The sequence below is a fragment of the Sphingomonas phyllosphaerae genome, assembly GCA_036946405.1.
In the GTDB taxonomy this organism is placed as follows: Bacteria; Pseudomonadota; Alphaproteobacteria; order Sphingomonadales; family Sphingomonadaceae; genus Sphingomonas; species Sphingomonas phyllosphaerae_D.
This window is the reverse complement of record JAQIJC010000001.1, coordinates 1,528,036-1,546,846: the sequence shown is the minus strand read 5'-3', so window position 1 is coordinate 1,546,846 and position 18,811 is coordinate 1,528,036. Positions and strand designations below refer to the sequence as shown.

Genomic DNA, 18,811 nt, shown 5'->3' with positions numbered 1-18,811 from the left:
GGCTCTTCGTCCGCCAAGTCCGGGTCGCAGGACGTGACCGGCACCGCCGGATACTTTCATCGCAAGCGCTGACTAGTCACTATATGGAAATAAGTCCACATCCTGAGGATCATCTTCTCGGCCGCTTGCCGCCTGTCGATTGATGCCCGACCGCGGCGCTGATCTGTTCGGCCGCGGCGAGCACATCGCGGCTCAACGCATCCATCCGCGCATCTTCCATATAATGCGCCGCGCCCGAGACGCTGATCGCGGCGATGATTCGGTCGTGCACATCGCGGATCGGCGCGGCCACGCAGCGGATGCGGTCCTCGTTTTCCTCGAGGTCGAAGGCGCGACCGTGCTGCTTGTAATCGATCATTCGGGTCTTCCACGTCGCCCATGTGCGACGCGCGTTGCCCTGTTCGGCGGCAAGCCGCTCCTCCCAATAGGATGGGTCGTGATCGAGCATCAGCGCCTTGCCGAGCCCGGTCGAGGTCAGCGGGTGACGATCCCCTACCCGGCTCGACACGACGACCCGCCGCCGCCCCGGCACCTTATCGAGATACAGCGCCTGATCGGCATCAAGCACGCCCAGATGCACCGTGTCCTCGGTGAGCGCCGCCAAATCCTCGATGATCGGCCGCGCCGCCTGCACCAGATCGACCTGATCGCGCGCCGCCGAACCCAGCGTCAGCAGCTTCGGCCCCAGCCGGTACCCCGCGCGCGGCGTCGCGGCGAGATACCCGCGATCGACCAGCGCCGAGGCAAGCCGGTACGTGGTGCTCTTGTTCAGGCCGACCCGCTCGGCCAACTCGGCGACCGTTAATTGCTCGTCGGTCAGTGCCTCGAGCACGTCGAGCCCGCGCATCAACGTCTGACTCCCTGCCCCGACGGGGGCGGACGGGGACAGACTTTCGTCATCGGGTGGAACGTTGCGCCGGCGCATAAGAACCTTCCTGCTTGGGAACGCTGCAACGCTCCCTCTTCGGAGGGTGTTCTATGCCATGATTGCCCGCAAGCGCCAGTTGGGAGGACCTCACCTCTTGCCCTCACGCTGGGGCGGAGCGAACCGCGCCGTGTTTGTCGGAGGCTCCAACTCCTGAGAAGGCGGACGCGTCCTCCGCCTCGGTCGCAAATTGCGTCGGAAGATAGCGCTGCGCCGTGCCCGCTCCACCCTGCTGATACCCGCACCCTGATGGGGGCCAGCGCCGCCGCCGCGCTCCTTCCTTGGCGTTCCGGCTACTTAGCTTCATAGCCGCGCTCATGACGAAATCACCTCATGCCAGAGCCATGCCGCGCAACTCCGGCATCGATACCGTCCGCATTGTCATGACGATGCTGGTGATCTTGCACCACACGGCAATTGAATATGGTGGTTCGGGCGGGTGGTTCTGGCGTGAGCAGCCGAACGCGTCGAACCTGCCCCTCGTCATGTTCAACGCGATCAACCAGTCCTACTTCATGGGCCTGTTCTTCCTGCTGGCCGGATATTACACGCCGCGATCGTTCGACCGTAAGGGGCCGCTGCCTTATCTGGCGGATCGTCTCGTCAGGTTAGGCATCCCGCTCCTCGCCTTCTTCTTCGTGCTGTACCCGCTCACAAACGCGCTGGCCGATGCCGCCGGCGGATCAGGCGTCGTCGAGGGCTGGCTGAGGAGAATGGCGCATGGCCCGTATGGTCCCGGACCCTTGTGGTTCGCGATCGCGCTGCTGATCTTCGCTTTTGCCTATGCAGCGTGGCGAGCAGTGCGGCCGCACGGAAGCGCCCTGACCGCGGTCTTCCCCCGGTGGCCCGTCGTCCTGCTGGCGATCGCCGCGATCGGGCTGGCCGCGTTCATCGTGCGGCTGGTCATGCCGGTCGGTCGCGAGATCCTGTGGCTCCAGCTCGGCTTCTTCCCGAGCTACATTGCCTTGTTTGCGGCGGGGACGGTTGCAGCGCCAACCCGCCTGCTCGAGCGTATCAGCTTTCGGGCAGCGTTGCCGTGGCTGATCGTCGCCGGGCTGGCGATCGCATCGCTCCCGCTGGTCGCGGCGACCAGAGGCGCTGCAGGAGGATTCGAAGGCGGGATGAACCTGAACGCCTTCTACTACGCGCTATGGGAGCCGTGCGTGGCGACGGGCGTGATCCTCGGGCTGCTGGTCTGGGCCAGGCGTCGATCGCCAGCAGCTTCCCCGACGACGGAGTGGCTTGCGGCTGGCGCGTTCGGCGCCTTCATCATCCACCCGCCAGTGCTGGTTGCCTTGAGCGTCATGGCGGCATCTTGGCACGCTGCACCATTGCTGAAGTTTCTGCTCGTGGGTCTAGCTGCATGCGGCGCTTCGTTCGCGTTGGCGGGTCTCGCGCGAACGGTGCCGGGCATACGGCGCGTCATCTGATTGCGGCGGCGCTGATCGAAGGTTGTCGCACAGGTGCATGGGTAGGATTGCCGCTTCAGGCTCCCTGCACCGGAACGACACAGGAGCCAGTCGATCGCCTCCCCAGCGAAGGGAGGCTAAAATGCCCGGCAAACTCTGATTTTTAGGTGGTGCCGCTTACAGGCATCTAACCCGTTGTTCGCCGTTGTTCGCCCCTACCCGCCTACGCCTTGACGTTCCCTGTTGATTCACGTTTGGTGTTCCGCACTTGTTCGTTGACGTTCGTCCCTAGCCGCTTCAGAATGAGGGAACGGAATCGGGAGCGGAATGCCTAAGCTCACTGCCTTATCGGTGAAGAACGCCAAGCCCGGCCGGCACGCCGATGGCGAGGGTCTATACCTGCTCGTAAAGCCGACCGGCGCCAAGTCTTGGCTGCTGCGCGTGCAGGTCGATGGCAAGCGTCGGGACGTTGGGCTGGGCACGGTCGACACGTCGCCGCGCGCGATGGGCAAAGGTGAGGCATCACCGATCATCATCCAAATCCTTCATCGCAAGGTGCTGACGCTGAGCGAGGCGCGAGAGAAGGCGTCTATGCTGAGGGTGGCGGCAAAGTCAGGCCTAGACCCCGTGGCCGAGCGCGATCGTGAGCGGTTCCAGGTCCCGACGTTCAAGAAGGCGGCGAAGGAAGCTCATGCTGCGCTGAAGGAGGGGTGGTCGGTGAAGGGCGCTGCCACGTTCATCAGCTCGCTGGAAAATCATACGTTCGATAAGCTGGGCGGTACTCGTGTCGACCAGATCACCGCGGCCGACATCACCAGCGTTCTGGCACCGATCTGGACGACCAAGCCCGACATGGCGCGCAAGGTGCGCCAGCGCATCGGCACCGTCCTGAACTTCGCTCACGGCAAGGGATGGCGCGCGACCGAAGCGCCGGGACGCTCGGTGACAGTCGGCCTGCCCCGTCAGCCTAAGGGCGGCAACTATGACGCGATGCCCTACGTGGACGTCCCGGCCTTCGTCACGGCACTCAAGGAGAAGCCGGCGACGAACGGCAGGCTGGCGCTGCTCTTTCAAATTTACACCGCCGCGCGTCCCGGCGAGGTGCGCGGCGCACGATGGGGGCAGGTCGATCTGGCCAAGCGCGAGTGGAACAGGCCGTCCGAGCTGATGAAGGGCGTTGATGCCCCTTCCCACACAGTGACGCTGAACGACGCGGCCTTAGCGCTGCTGGAGCAGGCGAAGGGGGACAAGAAGCCGAAGGCAGACGACCTGGTCTTCCCCGGCCTGCGCGGCGCCATGCTGTCCGATATGACGATGAACAAGGTGCTGCGATCGGCCGATCAGCCGTATGACGCACACGGTTTCCGCAGCTCATTTCGCGATTGGGCGGCGGAGAAAATGCCGGAAATACCTGATCCCGTCGCGGAAGCGGCACTCGCGCATGCCGTCCCAGACAAGGTGGTTCGCGCCTACAAACGGACTAGCTTTATCGAAATGCGCAGCACCTTGCTGCAAGCCTGGGGCTCTTTCCTCATTGCCAATTCAAGTCAGGATCTGAGACATGGGTGAGCGCTGGCTGACCGCCTTTGATACGCGTCAACTTATAGCTGACCGCCGAAACGTTAGTGACACGATCGAATTGAGGAGTATCGAGTACGCAATCGTCGACTATGCTCGCACAATCCTGCCGGCGAGATGCCGGTACATGTGGGAAGTCACCATTGAAGACGACGGCCCCAGAGACAAAGTCGAAGCTCGCGACGCGCCTGTCCCGGTTTGGGCTTGGGACCTAACTAGTGATCTAAAGATGGACTGGGTCACCGGCATATTTCATCTCGCCGGCGACCGGGACGGCGCCATCAAGTATGTGAAGTTGGTTGGCCTCGAATTTGAAGCGACAACAATTGACCGGATATGGCCAAGTCAAGCGGCGTCGAATGCCATCACCACAGTAACGTCAAGCGAGGCGTTAGAGAACCACGCGGTTGGCAGGGCCGGCCGTCGTCGAAGCGAGCTATGGAATGATTGGATCGCATACCTCGTTATAGCAGCACCTGACATCGTTCGTGAGGAAGGCGTCGATGCCCTGATCAATAAGGTTGCCGATCTGATGGCAGCAGACGGTATCGAAGGTCTTTCGCGTTCAACGGTTCAACCAGCCGCGCGAGCCGTCATCGACCTTTTGGAACGCAAGAAGCTCTGACAAGAATTAATTGTCGGCGCATTGCCGGCATTGCTGGCGGACAGCCCGCCCCCGTTCGTATCAGTAGCTAGTCGCCCGCTGGCCATCGCCAGCGTTCAGGAGCGACAGGCATGGAACCCATCACCGTTACCGTCGACGGCGCCAAGAAAGCGCTCGGCCTCGGTCACACCAAAATTTACGAGCTGATCGGCGAAGGCCGCCTGAAGACTGTTAAGATCGGGCGCCGCACCTTGATCAAAACCGACAGCATCCGCGCGCTCGTGGATCAGGCGGCTTGAGCGCTGATGAAACCCTTAAAGGCGGCGCTTCGGCCTGAAAACGAAGCGCCCCGCACGACCTGGCAGGGTCCGCGGGGCACCACGAATTACATCAGCAGCAACAGCACCGCAGATAGCATCTCCTATTTCCGCCTTCAACGACTATCCGCTCTTTATGGAGTCGTGGGGTTGCGCGCTGAGCTGATCAGCTCGCTTGTTTGGGGAGAGGCTGCATGACGCCGTTTCTCGACCACCAGTCCGCCGCGATGGCCCTGCTGACCAGTGGTGCCGCGCTCCGGCAGCGCGAGGGCCAGTTCCTCGGTGGCATGGCATTCGATGCCAACCTGCCCACCGAAAAGCAGGCGAATTGGCTGCGCATCCTGCTGGAAAAGCATGGCCTGCCGCCGCTGACGACGGAGGCGTTTGATGGCTGACCCCTTTGAAACCGCCGGGAACCACCGCGGCGTGGATACCAGCATCGCCGCCGCCGAACTGGCGGCGCTCACCAGCAACCACCTGCGCTATCTCGTCCATAAGACGCTGTGCGAGGAGGGTGCCGCCGTTGCTCAAAGTGGAGCCACGCTTCGCGTTTAGCCTTTAACCGTAGCATGCCCCATCCTGTGGGGATCCTGACCTCGCCCGGCCATCGTGCCGGGCGCTTTTTGCGTGAGACGTTTGATCAGCGTCGCGGGTCAGGCGCGACATCCATAGCATCGTAGCGGGATCATTAACCCATTTGGGTTAGATGAGGCAGCTCACCCATGCGGACGGAGCGCCTCACATGATCGTCATCGCAGGCTATGCTATCGGCTCGTTGTTCACGCTGGCGGCCGTCGCCAACGTATGTCTCGGTCGCCAACTGGTCCGGATTTGCGCCCACTAATCGAACAGTGGCCCAGCCCCGCCGTCAAAGGCGCTTGTTGATGCATCCTGACGGGCTGTCATCAACTGCGAAGGGAACGGTTTGGCCAGCGCGACGGCATCGTCGAACGAGCACGTCAGCTACCGCTCCTCGCCTTTCTCGTAGAGCGGCACCGGCATCGACCTCACCCGGCATTGGCGTCACGCTCTGCCTGAAAGAAAAAACTTACAACATAGGTCTATTACCTGTCGCGCCCTCGGCAGCTCACTATCAGGGGTCGTCCACCGTCAAGGATCGGCAGTGCTCTATCGCATCATCTATTCCAGTCGCGCCACGCATTTCCTCAACGACGACGAGTTGAGGGCGCTTTGCGAGACCTCGACCCAACGCAATCTTCGCGACGGCATCACCGGCTTGTTCCTGTATGACGGTGTACGGTTTCTGCAAGCGATCGAAGGAGCCCGTCCCGTCGTCGAGAACCTGATGGAGCGTATCGTGCGGAACCCGAACCACAGCGACATCGTGGACATATTCAACGGTGAGATCGACCGCCGTGAGTTTCCGCATTGGTCGATGGAGGAACCCCCGCGGTACGGGGAGGATCTTGAGCAGTTTGTCGAGCAGGTAAAAGCCGATGTCAGCCTGGTGGCGGACACGCATATGCGGGCTCAATTCATCGGCTTCGCACGCCTTGCGAGCAAGAGGCGAAACCCATAGTCCGGCTCGCTTGTAGCCTCATCGATCATCTAACACCTATCTCGTGCCCCTACCTGAGGGTTCCTGACCTCGCCCGGCCGTTGTGCCGGGCGTCTTGTCTCCGAACCCTCCCTTGGTCACCTGAAGCCTCGCGCTTATTAACCTTTGTTTACCATGATCATGTAACCAATGTAGGACATGGCTGCGGGGAGGGTTCGCGAGTCGCAAGGGGTCGGACATGGTACAGAATGCTTATGCTGAGGGCTTGAAAGCGGGCGCAACACGTCAGGCGTCGGCGGCAGATTGTCCTTATCGAACCACGCTTGTTGCGCGTGAGCGTGCCGACTGGCTGCGAGGTTTCTCCTTGTACCGCGAGGATCGCGGCGGGGCTGCCTCGCGGACAGCTTAGCCTAAAATCCGATGAACCGCCTACATTGTAAGACAGAGCCATTGGCCTAAATTAGCAAACACCATTAGCCACGCCGCCTTCATCGATCGCTCATGAAGCGGAGGCGCGACAGGTGGTTGAGCATCCACAATTGACCAACGGCTCTCGCCTTCGAAGCGAGGCAGCCCGGTGGCGGCGAGTGGCCGAGGGCCTGACCAGCAAGGGCGACCGTGCCATCATCATCCGCCTGGCAGAGGAAACTGAGCGGGCAGCGGCTTCATGGGAGCGCAGCCAAGCTAAGATAGGCGGACTTGGCGCAGAACCGTCCTCGCGGGCCGACATCTGATCGAACTTCTCGAGAGATTCGCGATCCGCTTGGCATAACGATGCATGATTCATACGAGCGCCGGGATGAAGGCACCGCCTCGCGTCCTCGTCCGTCGAACCAGCGAGATGCCATATGGGCCGTGGGGGCTCTACCTCCCGGAGGAGGACAGGTGGCTGGATCTGCTCTTCAACACCAAGCTGGAAGCCCGAAAGTTCGCCAATGATCTCAAAGCGCGATCATAACGGCTCAGGAGGTGGGATCATGGACGCGTGAAGCACCGTGGCTCGCAATAGCGCTTAAAGCATTATCGGGTAACGCCTTGACAATCGTTTGCGATATAACGCACTCAAACCTATGTTGGTGATGAACGAGTGCCAAGTGAACGCCGAGACATACATTGAGCAAATACAGCACGAACTAGACGACCTATATGGCAGGATTGCTAGCCAGTCTGACAACGAGATCAAAGATAGGCTTCTGTCGATACTCAAGGTAGCGGATAGCGCATTAGCCGAATTAAGAGAGATTGCGCTGGCGATCGATGTGGATCGCAAAAGGCTAGATCTCGGAATTTCCCAGCACGATGCCGGAATACTTGAGTGATATAGCTGACATAGCACGCAACTCCTTTGCGCTCTACGAAATGAAATTGGACCGCATGTCTCGCACATAGAAATGCGCAAACTCACCGCCTTGGCGCGCTCGATCTCGTCATGCGCTGAGATTAAGGAGCTATGCCCTACCCTAAACACTTGGCTTTCGGGCCGACCTTCATTGATGCGCTTCGCCTCGGCTGCTAATTGCTAACCGGCGAGTGACCCAGTGTGTCCGACACCTTCCATGGGAAGTTCCATCGCATGACGTCGAGCGTGCGGGTGCCGTCCTCCTAGCGCACCAAATATGCCGGCTTGTCGGAGAATAGCTCAGGTGGCGGGCTCGTGTGATTGGGCGGGGAAGGTGCCTCGACACCGTAGCGGGCGGCAAGCGCGATCTGCGCCTCGGTCATGCGGTAGCGATCGCACATATGCGAGTGACCTCACGACCGGTCTGATGCCTCAAGCTACAAAGCTTTGTTCACTTTAGCGACGGACTAACTCTTCTACAATTAATCGATCCGAAGCGGCCTCTTCTTCATGGCAAATAATTATTATGCGATCCTCAGTGCATTGCGCATTTATGCGTGTACTATCACTTAGAAACGGAGGGTCAGAAATTGCCATGCATAATCCGTACTCCGAGGGAGTGGTCGCCGCGGGAACTCCTAATTTGAATTTCGACGATTGCCCTTATCGAACGCCATTGATGTGGCGCGAACGCGAGGAATGGCTTCGCGGATTCACATCGTCGAAAGTACCGGTGTTGATTAAGCCGGTAGTAAAAGCCTGATGCGATTATACGATGTAAATTAGTGCGACTGAGGCAGGATGAGCTTGCTAGGCGTCCAACCGGTTTCGGCATCGATCGAACATCCTGTAGCTCACTGACGGGGCTGAGCCGTGAGAATCATGGCCCGGGGGGAGCGCATGCCGATGAAGGCGATTTTTGACGCCACCAGCTTAAGGCTAGAAGCGGCTCGCTGCCGTCGCCTCGCTGACGGCGTAAGCGGGCAAGCCGACCGTGAGATGATACTCCGGTTTGCGGAAGAGAAGGAACGAGCGGCGGACGCGCACGACATGTTTCGCCGGTGAGAGGCAGGGCGTCGATACGCCCGATGGCGCGAACACCTTAGCTTTTCGATAGCTCAGGGCTGGTTCGCCTCCTCAACCTCCGCACCCTGTTCGATCAGCCGTTGCGCAATCCATCGGTACGGCAGGTGACAGCTCGTCCACGGGTGCCGCGGTTCGGCCGTCGCGGCCTTCCAAAACTCGGTCAGCAGCCGCTGCTCCCGCACGAAGGGGCGAAGGACGTTCAGCGCAAGCCGAACCTCAATCGTGCCGACCGCTTCGCGCGCCGACCGCTGAGCCGCCTCGCGCAAAACCTGAAGCGTCAGGTTGATCAGCGCGTGGCGATGGGCACGGCGCTGGGCACGCTGCTTGCCATAGGGAGCGGTAGGGACGGTCTAAGAAGCGGGCTTGCGCGCGAGCAATCTGGATATTCTTCCAAAAGGTTAGGCCGATAGAAAGGCTCGCGCGCCTACAGGACTTATCGTCCATTCGCCTTCCATATCACAGATGGCGGACTGTTTGGCCTTTCGCACGGGGTATAGGGGTGGCGAAGAAAACGAAAGTCCTGGCCGCTTTGGTGGCGTTGCTCGTCGTGGCAGCCGGCACGGCTATCGGCGTTTGGATGCAGCGGGATGGTTTGGCGGGCAAAATCGATAACGACGCCGATCATGTCGCGGCGGACGCGGATGCGGTGCCGGCCGAATTAATACGTCAGCCCCAGCCTCTCTACTACACCTTCGATCCAGAGATCGTCATCAACGTCAAGGACAGCGATGCCGTCATCAACGCGGGCGTGTCTCTCTCTACCCACTATGCCGCGACCAACGGCGCGCTGAAGAATGATGATCCTGCTCTGCGATCGGCCATCCTGATGGCGCTCGCCGATATGCCTCAAGACACGGTCATGACGGACGCCGGTAAGGCGGAGATGCTCACCCGCATCGTGGCTGCCGTGAACCAGCAGCTTCAACACGATGGGTATCGCGGTAACGTGGATGGTGCGTATTTCACCGACTTCGTCGTTGGCGGTGGCGACAACTCGTGAACGGTCAGGTCGCAGGCCAATCGTCGCTCAGATAGCAGGCGTCATAGATCGCGCGCGCAGCCGCACGCAGCAGGAGATCGTGCGCCATGCCAAGGCTCCTCGATGTCGGTGCGCCGTCGATCGGCGGTGGCGGCAAGCTACGCCGATGCCGCGTTAACTCGCAAGAACATTGCGGGAACACTGGTTTACTGACATGACGCTCGTCATGATCGCCGCCCCGCCGCCACCGCTCGTCTGCCACGTCGTCCGCGTTCATGATGGTGACGGCCCGCTGTGGTGCCGATCAGGCGTGAAGATCCGCGTGGCTGGTGTACAGGCGCCGGACTTCGAAAGCGCAGCACCTTGCCGGCGGCCAGCATCGCAGCGCCGATCCTATGTCTGCGACGATCGTGCAGCGAAGCGCGGCCGCCGGATTATGGAGCGGCTGACGCTCGGCAAGCGGCTCAGCTGTCAGCCGGTGGGCACCAGCTATAAGCGCGTCGTCGCCCGCTGCACGCTGCCGGATGGCCAATCACTGTCGTGTGCGGCGTTGGCGTCCGGAGCGGCCACGCGCTGGGATCGCTATTGGCGCCTATATGAGATGCGTGGGTGCAAGGACGCCAATTAGATCGCGTTGCCCTTACCGGCGTCCCGCCTTATGCGCTTGATCATGCTACAAACCGGACTGTGCCCTTCTCACGACGTGAGCGGCGAGACTTACGACGTCGTCATCCCTTGCTTCAACCGTGAGCGTACCGTTGAGCAGTCTGTCGAAAGCGTCCTATCGCAAAATCCTGCTCCGGCTCGCATCATCCTAGTCGATGATGGGTCCTCAGATCAGACCGCTGGCATCCTTCGTTCACTTGAAGGCCAACATCCATCCGTCCACGCGGTCCTCCTTCCCCGCAATGTCGGAGCATCTGCCGCGAGGAATGCCGGATTGGCGTTGGCCCGTGCCGAATGGGTTGCGTTTCTCGACAGCGACGATGTTTGGTTGCCGGGTGCTGCTGCGGCGATGCTTGGGGCTGAACCGAAGGCTGACGTTGTAGTTGGCCAGTTCCGTCGAGTCTGGCCATGTGGCTCCTCGGGCGAGCCGGAATGCGCTTGGGTCGGTGGTGATGTCCTGTCAGCACTCGCACTTACCGGCGCCATTGGGCCAAGCTGGTCCATCGTACGGCGGTCAGCCGCCGTAGCCGTTTCCGGCTTTGATCCCTCGTTCCACAACTGCAACGATTGGGACTTCTACGTCCGGCTTGTCGCATCAGGGGTAAGGTTCACGCGCATCGATCACGTGGTAGCCTTCTATCACATCGCCGAAGCCAACAGGTTGAGCCACGACAGCGAGGTTGGGCTGGCGAATGCACGACGCGTACAGGCTCATCCGATATTCGATCGCCTCGTTGAGCAGGCTTTCGCTGGCGAGGAACTCGCCTAGGCAAAGCGGGCACCTGACCAGACACGAAAACGCCACCTTGCGGGCGCACTGGCCCGCTATGCGTTTGGTCCTTGCTTTTCCCGCCGCGCTACTTGCGCTCCTTCCCGCCCCGGCACTCGCTTGGGGCAAGACGGGACACCGAGTCGTAGGCCAGATCGCGGACACTCACCTGAGCGGCAAAGCGCGTGCCGCAGTGAAGCGGATCCTGGGCACAGAGACGATGGCCGAAGCGTCGAACTGGCCCGACTTCATGAAGTCCGATCCTGCGCCGTTCTGGCAGGAGACGGCGAGCCCTTGGCACTACGTGACCATACCGGCCGGGAAGACCTACGATCAGGTCGGTACGCCGACGGAAGGCGACGCGCTCACCGCGCTTGATCGGTTCAGCGCTACGCTACGGGACCGGAAGGCATCTGCCGACGACAAGCGCATGGCGCTACGTTTCATCATCCACATCGTAGGCGACCTCGCGCAGCCGCTCCACAACGGCAACGGCACAGATCGCGGCGGCAACGACCTGAAGGTGACGTGGTTCGGCAAACCGACCAACCTGCACAGCGTCTGGGACTCGCTACTGGTCGACGACGAGCAACTTTCGTATTTCGAGATGGCGGCGTGGCTGACCGCGCGCATCACGCCGGCCGACGTCAAGGCATGGTCGTCTGCTGATCCGAGGGTATGGATGGCCGATAGCGTGATCGTGCGGGATCAGGTGTACCCTGCTGCCGGCGACATCTCGCTTGGCTACCGGTACGTCTACGAGAACACGCCGCGCATGGAGTTGCAGCTTGAGAAGGGCGGCGTTCGGCTGGCGGCCTATCTCAACAACGTGCTACGCTGACGAAGACAGCGCGACGCCGTGTCCTGACGTCGCGCCTTGGCTCACCTACACGCCGTAGCGCTTATTACCGCCGCTGGTGATGCAGTACCGGCCTCCCCGCGGTCCGATGCAGACGTTCCCACCGTTACATGGACATGGGCCGTCCGTCGTTCCCCGGGCGCCGTACCCGGAATGGCCGCGAACCCGACCAGACCGCTTCTTCGCGCTCGAGAATGAGTAACGCCGCTTTGCGTCCGCCTGCTCGCTCATGCAGCCTGTCGCCACCAAGGCGAGACAGCCGATCACCAATCCCAGCCGCATTGATCCATTCCCTCGATTAAAGACCGAGCCGAAGGCCGAGAGCGTAGTAGCCGTCGCCGATGTTGCCCTTCACCTTCAAGCCCGGCGTGATCGGGAAAGCGACAGTGCCATAGGGAGTAGTGTCGCGCTCGCTAAAGCGCACACCCGCCCCGATCGTGGCGACAAGCGGAATGGAATAGGTGGCTTCGACCTTGCCGTAGATGTTCACAGCGGTGTTATCGCAGTAGCTGCTTTTCGCGTACCTTCCGGTATCGCCGTCGCGGCAGCGTGGGTTTCCGCCGTTGTTATCTTCGAAGTAGCGGTCGTTATCGCCAGCGTAGACAAGCGCGCCCACGATCGGAGTAAGCTTGAAGCCCGCTGCACCGAAGCCGTAGCCGATCCCCAGCTCACCACCCCATTCGCCATCGGCACGAGCACCGTTACCTTCAACCGTGATCTGCGCAGCAGCAGGTTGAGTCACGCACGCGAGCATTGCCGCAAAGACTGCAGCTACAAATTTCCTCATCAATACCCCCTGCCTCCCGAATGAAGGCGGCGGGCAGCTACGACAGGGAACGCTGCTCAATCAATCGGATACGTATTTCTCTGGATTAGCAGACGCGACCTACTAAGCGGCCACCCTGTCCCGACCCTTGGCTTTCGCTGCATACAGCATCCTGTCAGCACGCTCGAAAGTTGCAGGCAGGTCTGCCTCGTCAGTCATCATTCGCGCTACTCCAACGCTGATCGTGCACGACGTCTCAATCCGCGCTGCCAGGAGCAGCTTTTCGGCGACTTTTGCACCTCGATGCGGATCGTTCGAAGTAGGCACGAGGGCGGCAAACTCGTCGCCGCCAAGGCGGATGAGATGGCCATCGCTCGGGATGGTAGCAGCAGCCTGAGAGGCAAGCGATTTTAGCACCGCATCACCAGCAGCGTGGCCGTACTGATCATTCAACTGCTTGAAGTTGTCGATGTCAAAAAGGATCACGTCGAGGGGCGCGGCCGTCTTCTTGCCAAGGTAATCAAGCCCCGCGCGGTTCCATACCCCGGTGAGTGGATCACGAAGCGCTTGCTCACGAAGATCGGCTTCGGCGCGTTCACCGGGCATCGAAAGGAGTGCGATATTGAGCACGCCGAGCAGTGCTTGGTCGCTCAGCAGCGGGATGAGCGAAAGCCAATCGCGCTGCTCAAATCCGGCGAGATCCAGAAAGACTGAGGCAATATAGGAGGGTACGTACGCCATCTGAATGATGCCGACGATCCGCTGACTGCGCGGGGCGCGTGATCCCGCGGTACGCAGAAAGATCAAGCCGACGACCAACGTTGAGACGCCAAGAACGATTGAGTTGGCCATGCGGGCGGCCGGGATGCCGGCGGGATCGATGGCGAAGACCAGAAAGGCGAGCCCGGATAGTGCCGGCAGCGCGACGACGAGCCAGTTTGCGGCTCGCTTGCCTTGAAAGTGCCGGAGAGCCGCGAGCATGTAGCTGTTGTAGGCGCCAACGCCCAAGCAGAGGGCGGTCGACACCGCGACGCTGTGAGTGGGCACGCTGAAGCCGGCTAGGGTCGCAGCGTATGTGAGGTTAGCGCCCCCGCACAGCAGGTAGAAGAAGCCTCGCTCTCGTATGAGCCAAAGGGCAACGAACAGCAGGCCAAACGAGAGGCTCGACAGCACGGTGCACAGGTGGACAGTGGCAGAGTCGAGTGTCGGCACTTGGATTATCCAGCAGGTCGGTCAGGGTCTTACCAGCGGTTGGTAAAGGAACCTCAAGGGGCTCAATGCTGAGTGTCCTAGCGGAAGGTACAAGAAGCACGGTGCGATTCCTTACAATCTAGATTAGCGCCATTGCACCTTCGACAGGAAGCGGCATGTTCGTGACTGCGGGTCGGGGGACCCGCGCAGATGGGGGTTCAAGATGATCAAGAACGTTGGCGCGCTCGCGAGCGCACTACTCGTTGCCGTGCCTGTAAGCGCACAGATGGCCACCGCTCCGATTGCGGCTCCGACCACCAACTCGGCCGTGCTGCGTACCGGTACGGAAGTGCCTCTCAGACTTTCCGAGGAGCTGACGACGAAAGGCAAGAAATTGCGGGTCGGTCAACGCGTCCACCTGGAAACGGCCGAGCCGGTCATCGTTCAAGGTGTGACTGTCATTCCGGTGGGCAGCCCCGCAATGGGCGAGATCACCGACGTGAAGAACAAGGGCATGTGGGGCAAGTCCGGGCACCTCGGCGCTCGCGTCCTCTACGTGACCGTCAACGGCAGGCAGATCAGGCTCTCGGGTGCGTTCGACGATAAGGGCACCGCGGGTACCGCAGGCGTCGTTGGCGCAGCTGTGTTGCTTCCGGTTGCCGGCTTCTTCGTCACCGGTACCAGCGCAACCGTTCCCGCGGGCACTGTGGTTAAAGGCTTCCTTGATGAGGACGTTCCGCTTGCGATGGCAGCCGCCGGTGCCGAGCCAATGGTGGTAGGTGCTGCCGCTTCGACAACAGTTGCCGCTCCCGTGGCGACACCAGCGGCGACGCTGGCACCGGTGAATGCCGTCAGCCCGAAATGATTCTAAGCCGAAGCCGAACGGTATCAAACGGCTTCGGCTCGGGCCGTCCTTCGCGGTGCACTCAATGAACATTGACTGGCGGCTTGCAGAAGCGCTTGCGATCCAGAAGCGATACGGCGACCACGTGCCGCGCTGGGTAGCTGAGCGCCTCGGTGCGCTGGCGCTGACCGGCGACGTGGAAGGCGTTGAGCGCTTCAAGGCGATAGCGGCCCGACTGGATGATCTGATGTGCGCGACGCGTCAGTGAGGGAGCATCTGCACCGAGCAGAAGCGATCGTGCTTGGCGTGCTGATCGCCGCCAGCACGATCGCAATGATCTGGGGCTGGATCAGCTAACCGGCTTCGCTCCGGCTGTGCCACACTTGGCGAACTTGCCCTTGGCGTCCTTGCACCGTGTCGGCTTCGCGGGGGCCGTCGCGCACTTCACGAATTTGCCCGTCTTCGGGTCTTTGCATGGTGCAGCGAGAGCGGGCGCGGAGCCAGCCACCAGCGTGAGGGCAGCAGCAGCAGCGATGAAACGGCGCATTCAACATCCTCCTGCCCGTTGATCGGGCTCGAAGAAGTTACGCCTGCATCCATGATGCGAATAGTGAATTACTGGTCATGTGTCGATTGCGATGACCGCCGCCACTTCAGCTCTAATTAGCCTGCCACCTTTCAACAGCGCGCTTGTATTTGGCCTCCTGCTCGCTGCGTGCGTCTTCGAGTTGCCTGCGCTCCCGTTCGTGCTTAGCGTCTAGCGCCTGACGCTCGGCCCGTAATGACGCCTCGCTATCCATCAGATCCCGCCGCGCCGCTTCATAGCGGGCCTCTTCCGCTTGAAAGGCGTGTTCGGCCTCATCCAACTTCGACCGAGATGGCCGAGGCACCGGCTTTGCCTTCGCTGCCGGCTTCCTCTTGGCTGGTTCTGCGTCGTCGTCCTTGTTCGACCGAGTTGGCTCGTCGGGCATTGCAGCAAAATGCTCCTCCATCGTTCCGCGCACCTTGCGGACGATCTCCCCGGGTCGGGCGAGCGCCTCCTCCATCAAGCCGGGATCGCTGACCTCCTCCGCCGCGCCGCGAGCGAAAAGGTCAACATCAGCGCCCCACGCCTCCAAGGCCGCCTTGCGGCTAGGCGCTGCAACGTAAGCGTCGTGAAAACCGGTAGACGTGCGGAAGACCTTCAGCTTACGTGGCATGGCGACATAATGCCCGGTAACCGCGACAGGATGCGCGCCGCCGGGAATTGCTTCCTCGGTCAGCCCCATGCACACTACGCTCAGGTCGCTACGGACCTGCCGCGCCTCGCTCATGGCTTAACTCCCCTTGGAGCGAGGCGCGCTTGCCGCCCGATCGCCATCTTCTCTCCACGATTGCCCGTCATGAGCGCGAGCGGGGTGCTTTTACCCCACGGACAGCAGGTCGCGCCGTCTGCGCTTAGGTGTGGGTGGCGCGACTTGCCGTTGATGATCGTAGACCTTCGTTCAAGGCGAGGGCGGGTATCCGCCCCATGGAAGAGGCCTTCGCGCAAGCCGCTCACGATCTGTGGGTGGCACGCGGATCTGATCCTCTGTCCCTTGCGGCTGACAGCCAAGCGCCTGAAAGATGTCGTGCCCATTCGCAAGACGCGGGTGCGCGCTGAGCATATCCTGCTGGATGGTGAGACACCTACGGTCGTTCGCCTTCGAGAGGATTGTGGCTCGGTCCCCGACACGGAAAAGCATTGCCGCGCCTACCAAGAAGAAAGCACCCCCGATCCATCCTGCCCACTCCGCCTTGATGTCGACTGTCGCCCACAGGAGAATCAACGCCAAGCCAAGAGCTAGGCTGTAGCCTCCAGCCCAAACCCACGTCGGGTCGGCAAAGCGGATCAATGGCGACGATGCAAAGGCGATCACCGCTGCGAAAGGGATCGCGGCAGCTGCAAACGGGCGAAGGTTGCTGGGCAAATCCACAATGTTACCGCGCGGTGAGGCGGACGCCCGCACCGCCGACGGGTGAAGCCTCACCAGCGGGGATCAAGCTAATCCCCGCCGCAACTAGGGCCTTGGTCAGGGCTTCCACGGAGGCGTCAGCGACGGTGCTCCCGCTTTCAAAACGACGCACCGTGGCGACGCCTACCCCGGCATGCTCAGCTAACTGCTGCGCCGACCAGTCGAGCAGGGCTCTAGCGGCCCGGCATTGCTCAACCTTCATCATGTGATCGCATTTAAATCACTTCGCGCTTGTTTGCCACCGTTCACGGTGATATGAAAGCGATCAGTACGGCCGGATGCGGAGATTGAGCCCTCCACGTCCGGCCTGACCAAACCACCTGAAGAAGAGGTGATAGGCTATGAACATCGTAACGCCGGACGTGCGCCCGGCCAAGATCAACCGCACCCTTAACAGCATGAGCGTCAGCACAGCGCGCGCAGTCGACACGGCCCGCCTGCAACTGCGCACCGGCAACCACGGCGCATACGCCCGCGCCCTCGCCGGCGAGCACCGCGCGTCCTCGCCGCGTCAGCAGCGCGCGATCGAAGCGGTAATCGCGGCCGATGCGTGCGAGCGTCTGTTTACTCGGCATGCCGGCAACGGCTGCCTTCTGGCACGGGAGGGCTGAGCAATGGGAATTAACACCTCACGCCGCACCCTGATCGGGACGGCGGGGCTGTCCGTCATCGCCGTCGCGGCCACGGCTTGCGCAAGCACCGCCGGAGAGCCCGCGTCCGATGGTGCCAGTCTCGATCTGGCGGCCCTGATTGCCAACGCCAAGTCGCGCGACGGCGTCGTGGATCAGCATCAGCGCTTCGTTCTCGACAATGCCGTAGGGCAGAAAGCTATCAACGCTGCCATCGACGAGAACAACGCGCTGAACGATGCCTATGCAGAGGCACTAGACGCCGTTGCTGTCTACCCCGCTGCTACGCTGACCGATCTTCGTACCAAGCTGACTTTCATGATCGAGCACCAGATGGGCGACGGTCGGGACTGGCTAAGGGAGATCAACGCCGATGTTCTGCGCATCTCGAGCGCGGAGGGCCGCTGAGATGATCCAAGTCGAAGAGAAGCGCCTGTTCGCCGCGGCGAGCACGGCATCGTCCATCTCTGCTTTGTGCGCGCTCGTCAGCGACTCTTTGGGCGCCTCGCCGGAAACGTCGGTCGCAGCGGAAGCGGTCGATGGATTGGGCGAGATGGCGCAGGCGCTCAGCAATGGACTGCATGAAGCGGCGCAGGCGACGCCGACACGCACCCACGGCACGACGCCCGGCGACAATCGACACGCCGCTTGGCTTGTGGAGCGCAGGACATTGCTGAACCGCGCAGAGACGCTGACCGATGGCACCGCCGCGCATGACGCCGCCTGCGTTGCCGTCAACAAGCTCGACCGGCGCATCATGACGACCCCGGCCACAACCGAAAGCGAGATGCTGGCCAAGCTGATGTTGATGGCCGTCGTCAACATCGAAGGAGCAACCATCAGCGAGCGAGATGCCGCTACCATGCTCGCCGAAGCCGAACCGTTCCTCGCAAGGGAGGCGCGATCATGAACATTCAGCAGCGCGACGGCGTGTTCTTCGCTTCGCAGGATGCGGCCACCATCCAGATGCTCGCCTCATACATCGCCAACCAGGCGTCCGTCGAGAATGACGATCGTCTCTGCGCAGCCATGAACGGGCTCACCAACCTTGGACGCCAGCTTTCCGAAAGGCTGTTGGCCTTGTCGCGCGAACGAAAGGACGCATGACGATGGTCGCCATGAAGATGCGTAGCGGCCTCCATCGCATCATCGCTGCCACCGAGCCGTGGTACAACTGGGGCGAAGTCTACGTCGAGCGCATGCAGGAGATCCGCGTCGACGAAGGTGGTCGGCTTCACGTCGGCGGCGAAGGGCCGGTGCGATATTTCGAGCTCCAGTGGTTCGGTATCCACTTCGCCGTCCAACTCGGCCGTACGCCAAAGCGGGAGGGTCGCTGA

At 61.5% G+C, this 18,811-nt stretch carries 25 protein-coding genes; 19 read left to right on the top strand and 6 right to left on the bottom strand.

The genetic code is table 11. The features are described from left to right. Window positions 1–109: 109 nt before the first annotated feature. Entirely contained in the window at window positions 110–847 is a 738-nt protein-coding gene (locus PGN12_07465; GenBank protein MEH3103730.1) for an IclR family transcriptional regulator, read from the bottom strand. A 359-nt stretch (window positions 848–1,206) separates the two neighbouring features. Here PGN12_07465 and PGN12_07460 point away from each other — a divergent pair, with 359 nt between their 5' ends. From PGN12_07460 to PGN12_07425, 8 genes are all read left to right on the top strand, one after another. Beyond that, window positions 1,207–2,355 carry an acyltransferase gene (locus PGN12_07460; GenBank protein ID MEH3103729.1) on the top strand — a complete coding sequence of 383 codons (1,149 nt, stop codon included), beginning with the start codon at window positions 1,207–1,209 and terminating at the stop codon, window positions 2,353–2,355. A gap of 306 nt (window positions 2,356–2,661) precedes the next feature. Continuing rightward, entirely contained in the window at window positions 2,662–3,903 is a 1,242-nt protein-coding gene (locus PGN12_07455; GenBank protein ID MEH3103728.1) for an integrase arm-type DNA-binding domain-containing protein, read from the top strand. Beyond that, window positions 3,896–4,537, top strand: a complete 642-nt coding sequence (locus PGN12_07450; GenBank protein ID MEH3103727.1) for a hypothetical protein — start codon at window positions 3,896–3,898, stop codon at window positions 4,535–4,537. Before PGN12_07455 ends, PGN12_07450 begins: the two co-directional genes overlap by 8 nt. A gap of 110 nt (window positions 4,538–4,647) precedes the next feature. Then, on the top strand, window positions 4,648–4,815 hold the full coding sequence (locus PGN12_07445; protein ID MEH3103726.1) for a helix-turn-helix domain-containing protein: 168 nt from the start codon (window positions 4,648–4,650) through the stop codon (window positions 4,813–4,815). 212 nt (window positions 4,816–5,027) lie between these two features. Then, a complete protein-coding gene (locus tag PGN12_07440; protein MEH3103725.1) occupies window positions 5,028–5,228 on the top strand; it encodes a hypothetical protein in 201 nt (66 codons plus the stop codon). After that, entirely contained in the window at window positions 5,221–5,388 is a 168-nt protein-coding gene (locus PGN12_07435) for a hypothetical protein (GenBank protein MEH3103724.1), read from the top strand. The genes PGN12_07440 and PGN12_07435 overlap by 8 nt, the downstream gene beginning before the upstream one ends. A 568-nt stretch (window positions 5,389–5,956) precedes the next feature. Continuing rightward, window positions 5,957–6,373: a BLUF domain-containing protein gene (locus PGN12_07430; protein MEH3103723.1), complete on the top strand. Its 417-nt coding sequence runs from the start codon at window positions 5,957–5,959 to the stop codon at window positions 6,371–6,373. A 1,073-nt stretch (window positions 6,374–7,446) separates the two neighbouring features. After that, entirely contained in the window at window positions 7,447–7,671 is a 225-nt protein-coding gene (locus PGN12_07425; GenBank protein ID MEH3103722.1) for a hypothetical protein, read from the top strand. 1,138 nt (window positions 7,672–8,809) lie between these two features. Here PGN12_07425 and PGN12_07420 read toward each other — a convergent pair. Beyond that, entirely contained in the window at window positions 8,810–9,043 is a 234-nt protein-coding gene (locus PGN12_07420) for a hypothetical protein (protein ID MEH3103721.1), read from the bottom strand. A gap of 233 nt (window positions 9,044–9,276) precedes the next feature. On the opposite strand from PGN12_07420, the gene PGN12_07415 reads away from it, so the two are divergent. The 4 genes from PGN12_07415 (at window position 9,277) to PGN12_07400 (ending at window position 12,032) form a co-directional block, all read left to right on the top strand. After that, complete coding sequence (locus PGN12_07415) at window positions 9,277–9,777, top strand: flagellar basal body-associated FliL family protein (GenBank protein ID MEH3103720.1); 501 nt, start codon at window positions 9,277–9,279, stop codon at window positions 9,775–9,777. Window positions 9,778–9,970: 193 nt separating this feature from the next. Next, a complete protein-coding gene (locus PGN12_07410) occupies window positions 9,971–10,384 on the top strand; it encodes a hypothetical protein (protein ID MEH3103719.1) in 414 nt (137 codons plus the stop codon). A 42-nt stretch (window positions 10,385–10,426) separates the two neighbouring features. Further along, a complete protein-coding gene (locus tag PGN12_07405) occupies window positions 10,427–11,191 on the top strand; it encodes a glycosyltransferase family A protein (GenBank protein MEH3103718.1) in 765 nt (254 codons plus the stop codon). Window positions 11,192–11,249: 58 nt separating this feature from the next. Next, on the top strand, window positions 11,250–12,032 hold the full coding sequence (locus tag PGN12_07400; protein ID MEH3103717.1) for a S1/P1 nuclease: 783 nt from the start codon (window positions 11,250–11,252) through the stop codon (window positions 12,030–12,032). 316 nt (window positions 12,033–12,348) lie between these two features. Here PGN12_07400 and PGN12_07395 read toward each other — a convergent pair whose 3' ends face one another. Further along, window positions 12,349–12,837, bottom strand: a complete 489-nt coding sequence (locus tag PGN12_07395) for a hypothetical protein (GenBank protein ID MEH3103716.1) — start codon at window positions 12,835–12,837, stop codon at window positions 12,349–12,351. A gap of 102 nt (window positions 12,838–12,939) precedes the next feature. After that, entirely contained in the window at window positions 12,940–14,028 is a 1,089-nt protein-coding gene (locus PGN12_07390; GenBank protein MEH3103715.1) for a GGDEF domain-containing protein, read from the bottom strand. A gap of 265 nt (window positions 14,029–14,293) precedes the next feature. Between PGN12_07390 and PGN12_07385 the strand changes: the two genes are divergently transcribed. After that, window positions 14,294–14,872: a hypothetical protein gene (locus tag PGN12_07385; GenBank protein MEH3103714.1), complete on the top strand. Its 579-nt coding sequence runs from the start codon at window positions 14,294–14,296 to the stop codon at window positions 14,870–14,872. A gap of 64 nt (window positions 14,873–14,936) precedes the next feature. Beyond that, window positions 14,937–15,119, top strand: coding sequence for a hypothetical protein (locus tag PGN12_07380; GenBank protein ID MEH3103713.1), 183 nt, complete (start codon window positions 14,937–14,939; stop codon window positions 15,117–15,119). Window positions 15,120–15,510: 391 nt separating this feature from the next. Here PGN12_07380 and PGN12_07375 read toward each other — a convergent pair whose 3' ends face one another. Both PGN12_07375 and PGN12_07370 read right to left on the bottom strand, forming a co-directional pair. Continuing rightward, window positions 15,511–16,164 (bottom strand): hypothetical protein, encoded by a 654-nt coding sequence (locus tag PGN12_07375; protein MEH3103712.1) that lies wholly within the window; start codon window positions 16,162–16,164, stop codon window positions 15,511–15,513. Between the two features lie 646 nt (window positions 16,165–16,810). Beyond that, window positions 16,811–17,047, bottom strand: coding sequence for a helix-turn-helix transcriptional regulator (locus PGN12_07370; GenBank protein ID MEH3103711.1), 237 nt, complete (start codon window positions 17,045–17,047; stop codon window positions 16,811–16,813). Between the two features lie 139 nt (window positions 17,048–17,186). On the opposite strand from PGN12_07370, the gene PGN12_07365 reads away from it, so the two are divergent. Genes PGN12_07365 through PGN12_07345 form a run of 5 tightly spaced genes read left to right on the top strand, consistent with a single transcriptional unit; the run spans window position 17,187 to window position 18,811 of the window. Beyond that, the gene (locus PGN12_07365) at window positions 17,187–17,456 is read left to right on the top strand and encodes a hypothetical protein (GenBank protein ID MEH3103710.1); all 270 of its coding nucleotides are present in this window, start codon (window positions 17,187–17,189) and stop codon (window positions 17,454–17,456) included. Between the two features lie 3 nt (window positions 17,457–17,459). Next, on the top strand, window positions 17,460–17,882 hold the full coding sequence (locus tag PGN12_07360) for a hypothetical protein (protein ID MEH3103709.1): 423 nt from the start codon (window positions 17,460–17,462) through the stop codon (window positions 17,880–17,882). 1 nt (window position 17,883) lies between these two features. Then, the gene (locus PGN12_07355; protein MEH3103708.1) at window positions 17,884–18,384 is read left to right on the top strand and encodes a hypothetical protein; all 501 of its coding nucleotides are present in this window, start codon (window positions 17,884–17,886) and stop codon (window positions 18,382–18,384) included. Beyond that, window positions 18,381–18,581 (top strand): hypothetical protein, encoded by a 201-nt coding sequence (locus tag PGN12_07350; protein ID MEH3103707.1) that lies wholly within the window; start codon window positions 18,381–18,383, stop codon window positions 18,579–18,581. Before PGN12_07355 ends, PGN12_07350 begins: the two co-directional genes overlap by 4 nt. Then, on the top strand, window positions 18,578–18,811 hold the full coding sequence (locus PGN12_07345; GenBank protein ID MEH3103706.1) for a hypothetical protein: 234 nt from the start codon (window positions 18,578–18,580) through the stop codon (window positions 18,809–18,811). The genes PGN12_07350 and PGN12_07345 overlap by 4 nt, the downstream gene beginning before the upstream one ends.

Coding starts and splice junctions, on each gene's coding strand:
- PGN12_07450 (MEH3103727.1), top strand. CDS start 3,896: ATGGGTGAGCGCTGGCTGACCGCCTTTGATACGCGTCAACTTATAGCT.
- PGN12_07410 (MEH3103719.1), top strand. CDS start 9,971: ATGACGCTCGTCATGATCGCCGCCCCGCCGCCACCGCTCGTCTGCCAC.
- PGN12_07400 (MEH3103717.1), top strand. CDS start 11,250: ATGCGTTTGGTCCTTGCTTTTCCCGCCGCGCTACTTGCGCTCCTTCCC.
- PGN12_07365 (MEH3103710.1), top strand. CDS start 17,187: ATGAACATCGTAACGCCGGACGTGCGCCCGGCCAAGATCAACCGCACC.
- PGN12_07405 (MEH3103718.1), top strand. CDS start 10,427: ATGCTACAAACCGGACTGTGCCCTTCTCACGACGTGAGCGGCGAGACT.
- PGN12_07375 (MEH3103712.1), bottom strand. CDS start 16,164: ATGAGCGAGGCGCGGCAGGTCCGTAGCGACCTGAGCGTAGTGTGCATG.
- PGN12_07355 (MEH3103708.1), top strand. CDS start 17,884: ATGATCCAAGTCGAAGAGAAGCGCCTGTTCGCCGCGGCGAGCACGGCA.
- PGN12_07395 (MEH3103716.1), bottom strand. CDS start 12,837: ATGAGGAAATTTGTAGCTGCAGTCTTTGCGGCAATGCTCGCGTGCGTG.
- PGN12_07380 (MEH3103713.1), top strand. CDS start 14,937: ATGAACATTGACTGGCGGCTTGCAGAAGCGCTTGCGATCCAGAAGCGA.
- PGN12_07360 (MEH3103709.1), top strand. CDS start 17,460: ATGGGAATTAACACCTCACGCCGCACCCTGATCGGGACGGCGGGGCTG.
- PGN12_07385 (MEH3103714.1), top strand. CDS start 14,294: ATGGCCACCGCTCCGATTGCGGCTCCGACCACCAACTCGGCCGTGCTG.
- PGN12_07345 (MEH3103706.1), top strand. CDS start 18,578: ATGACGATGGTCGCCATGAAGATGCGTAGCGGCCTCCATCGCATCATC.
- PGN12_07435 (MEH3103724.1), top strand. CDS start 5,221: ATGGCTGACCCCTTTGAAACCGCCGGGAACCACCGCGGCGTGGATACC.
- PGN12_07455 (MEH3103728.1), top strand. CDS start 2,662: ATGCCTAAGCTCACTGCCTTATCGGTGAAGAACGCCAAGCCCGGCCGG.
- PGN12_07445 (MEH3103726.1), top strand. CDS start 4,648: ATGGAACCCATCACCGTTACCGTCGACGGCGCCAAGAAAGCGCTCGGC.
- PGN12_07440 (MEH3103725.1), top strand. CDS start 5,028: ATGACGCCGTTTCTCGACCACCAGTCCGCCGCGATGGCCCTGCTGACC.
- PGN12_07465 (MEH3103730.1), bottom strand. CDS start 847: ATGCGCGGGCTCGACGTGCTCGAGGCACTGACCGACGAGCAATTAACG.
- PGN12_07350 (MEH3103707.1), top strand. CDS start 18,381: ATGAACATTCAGCAGCGCGACGGCGTGTTCTTCGCTTCGCAGGATGCG.
- PGN12_07370 (MEH3103711.1), bottom strand. CDS start 17,047: ATGAAGGTTGAGCAATGCCGGGCCGCTAGAGCCCTGCTCGACTGGTCG.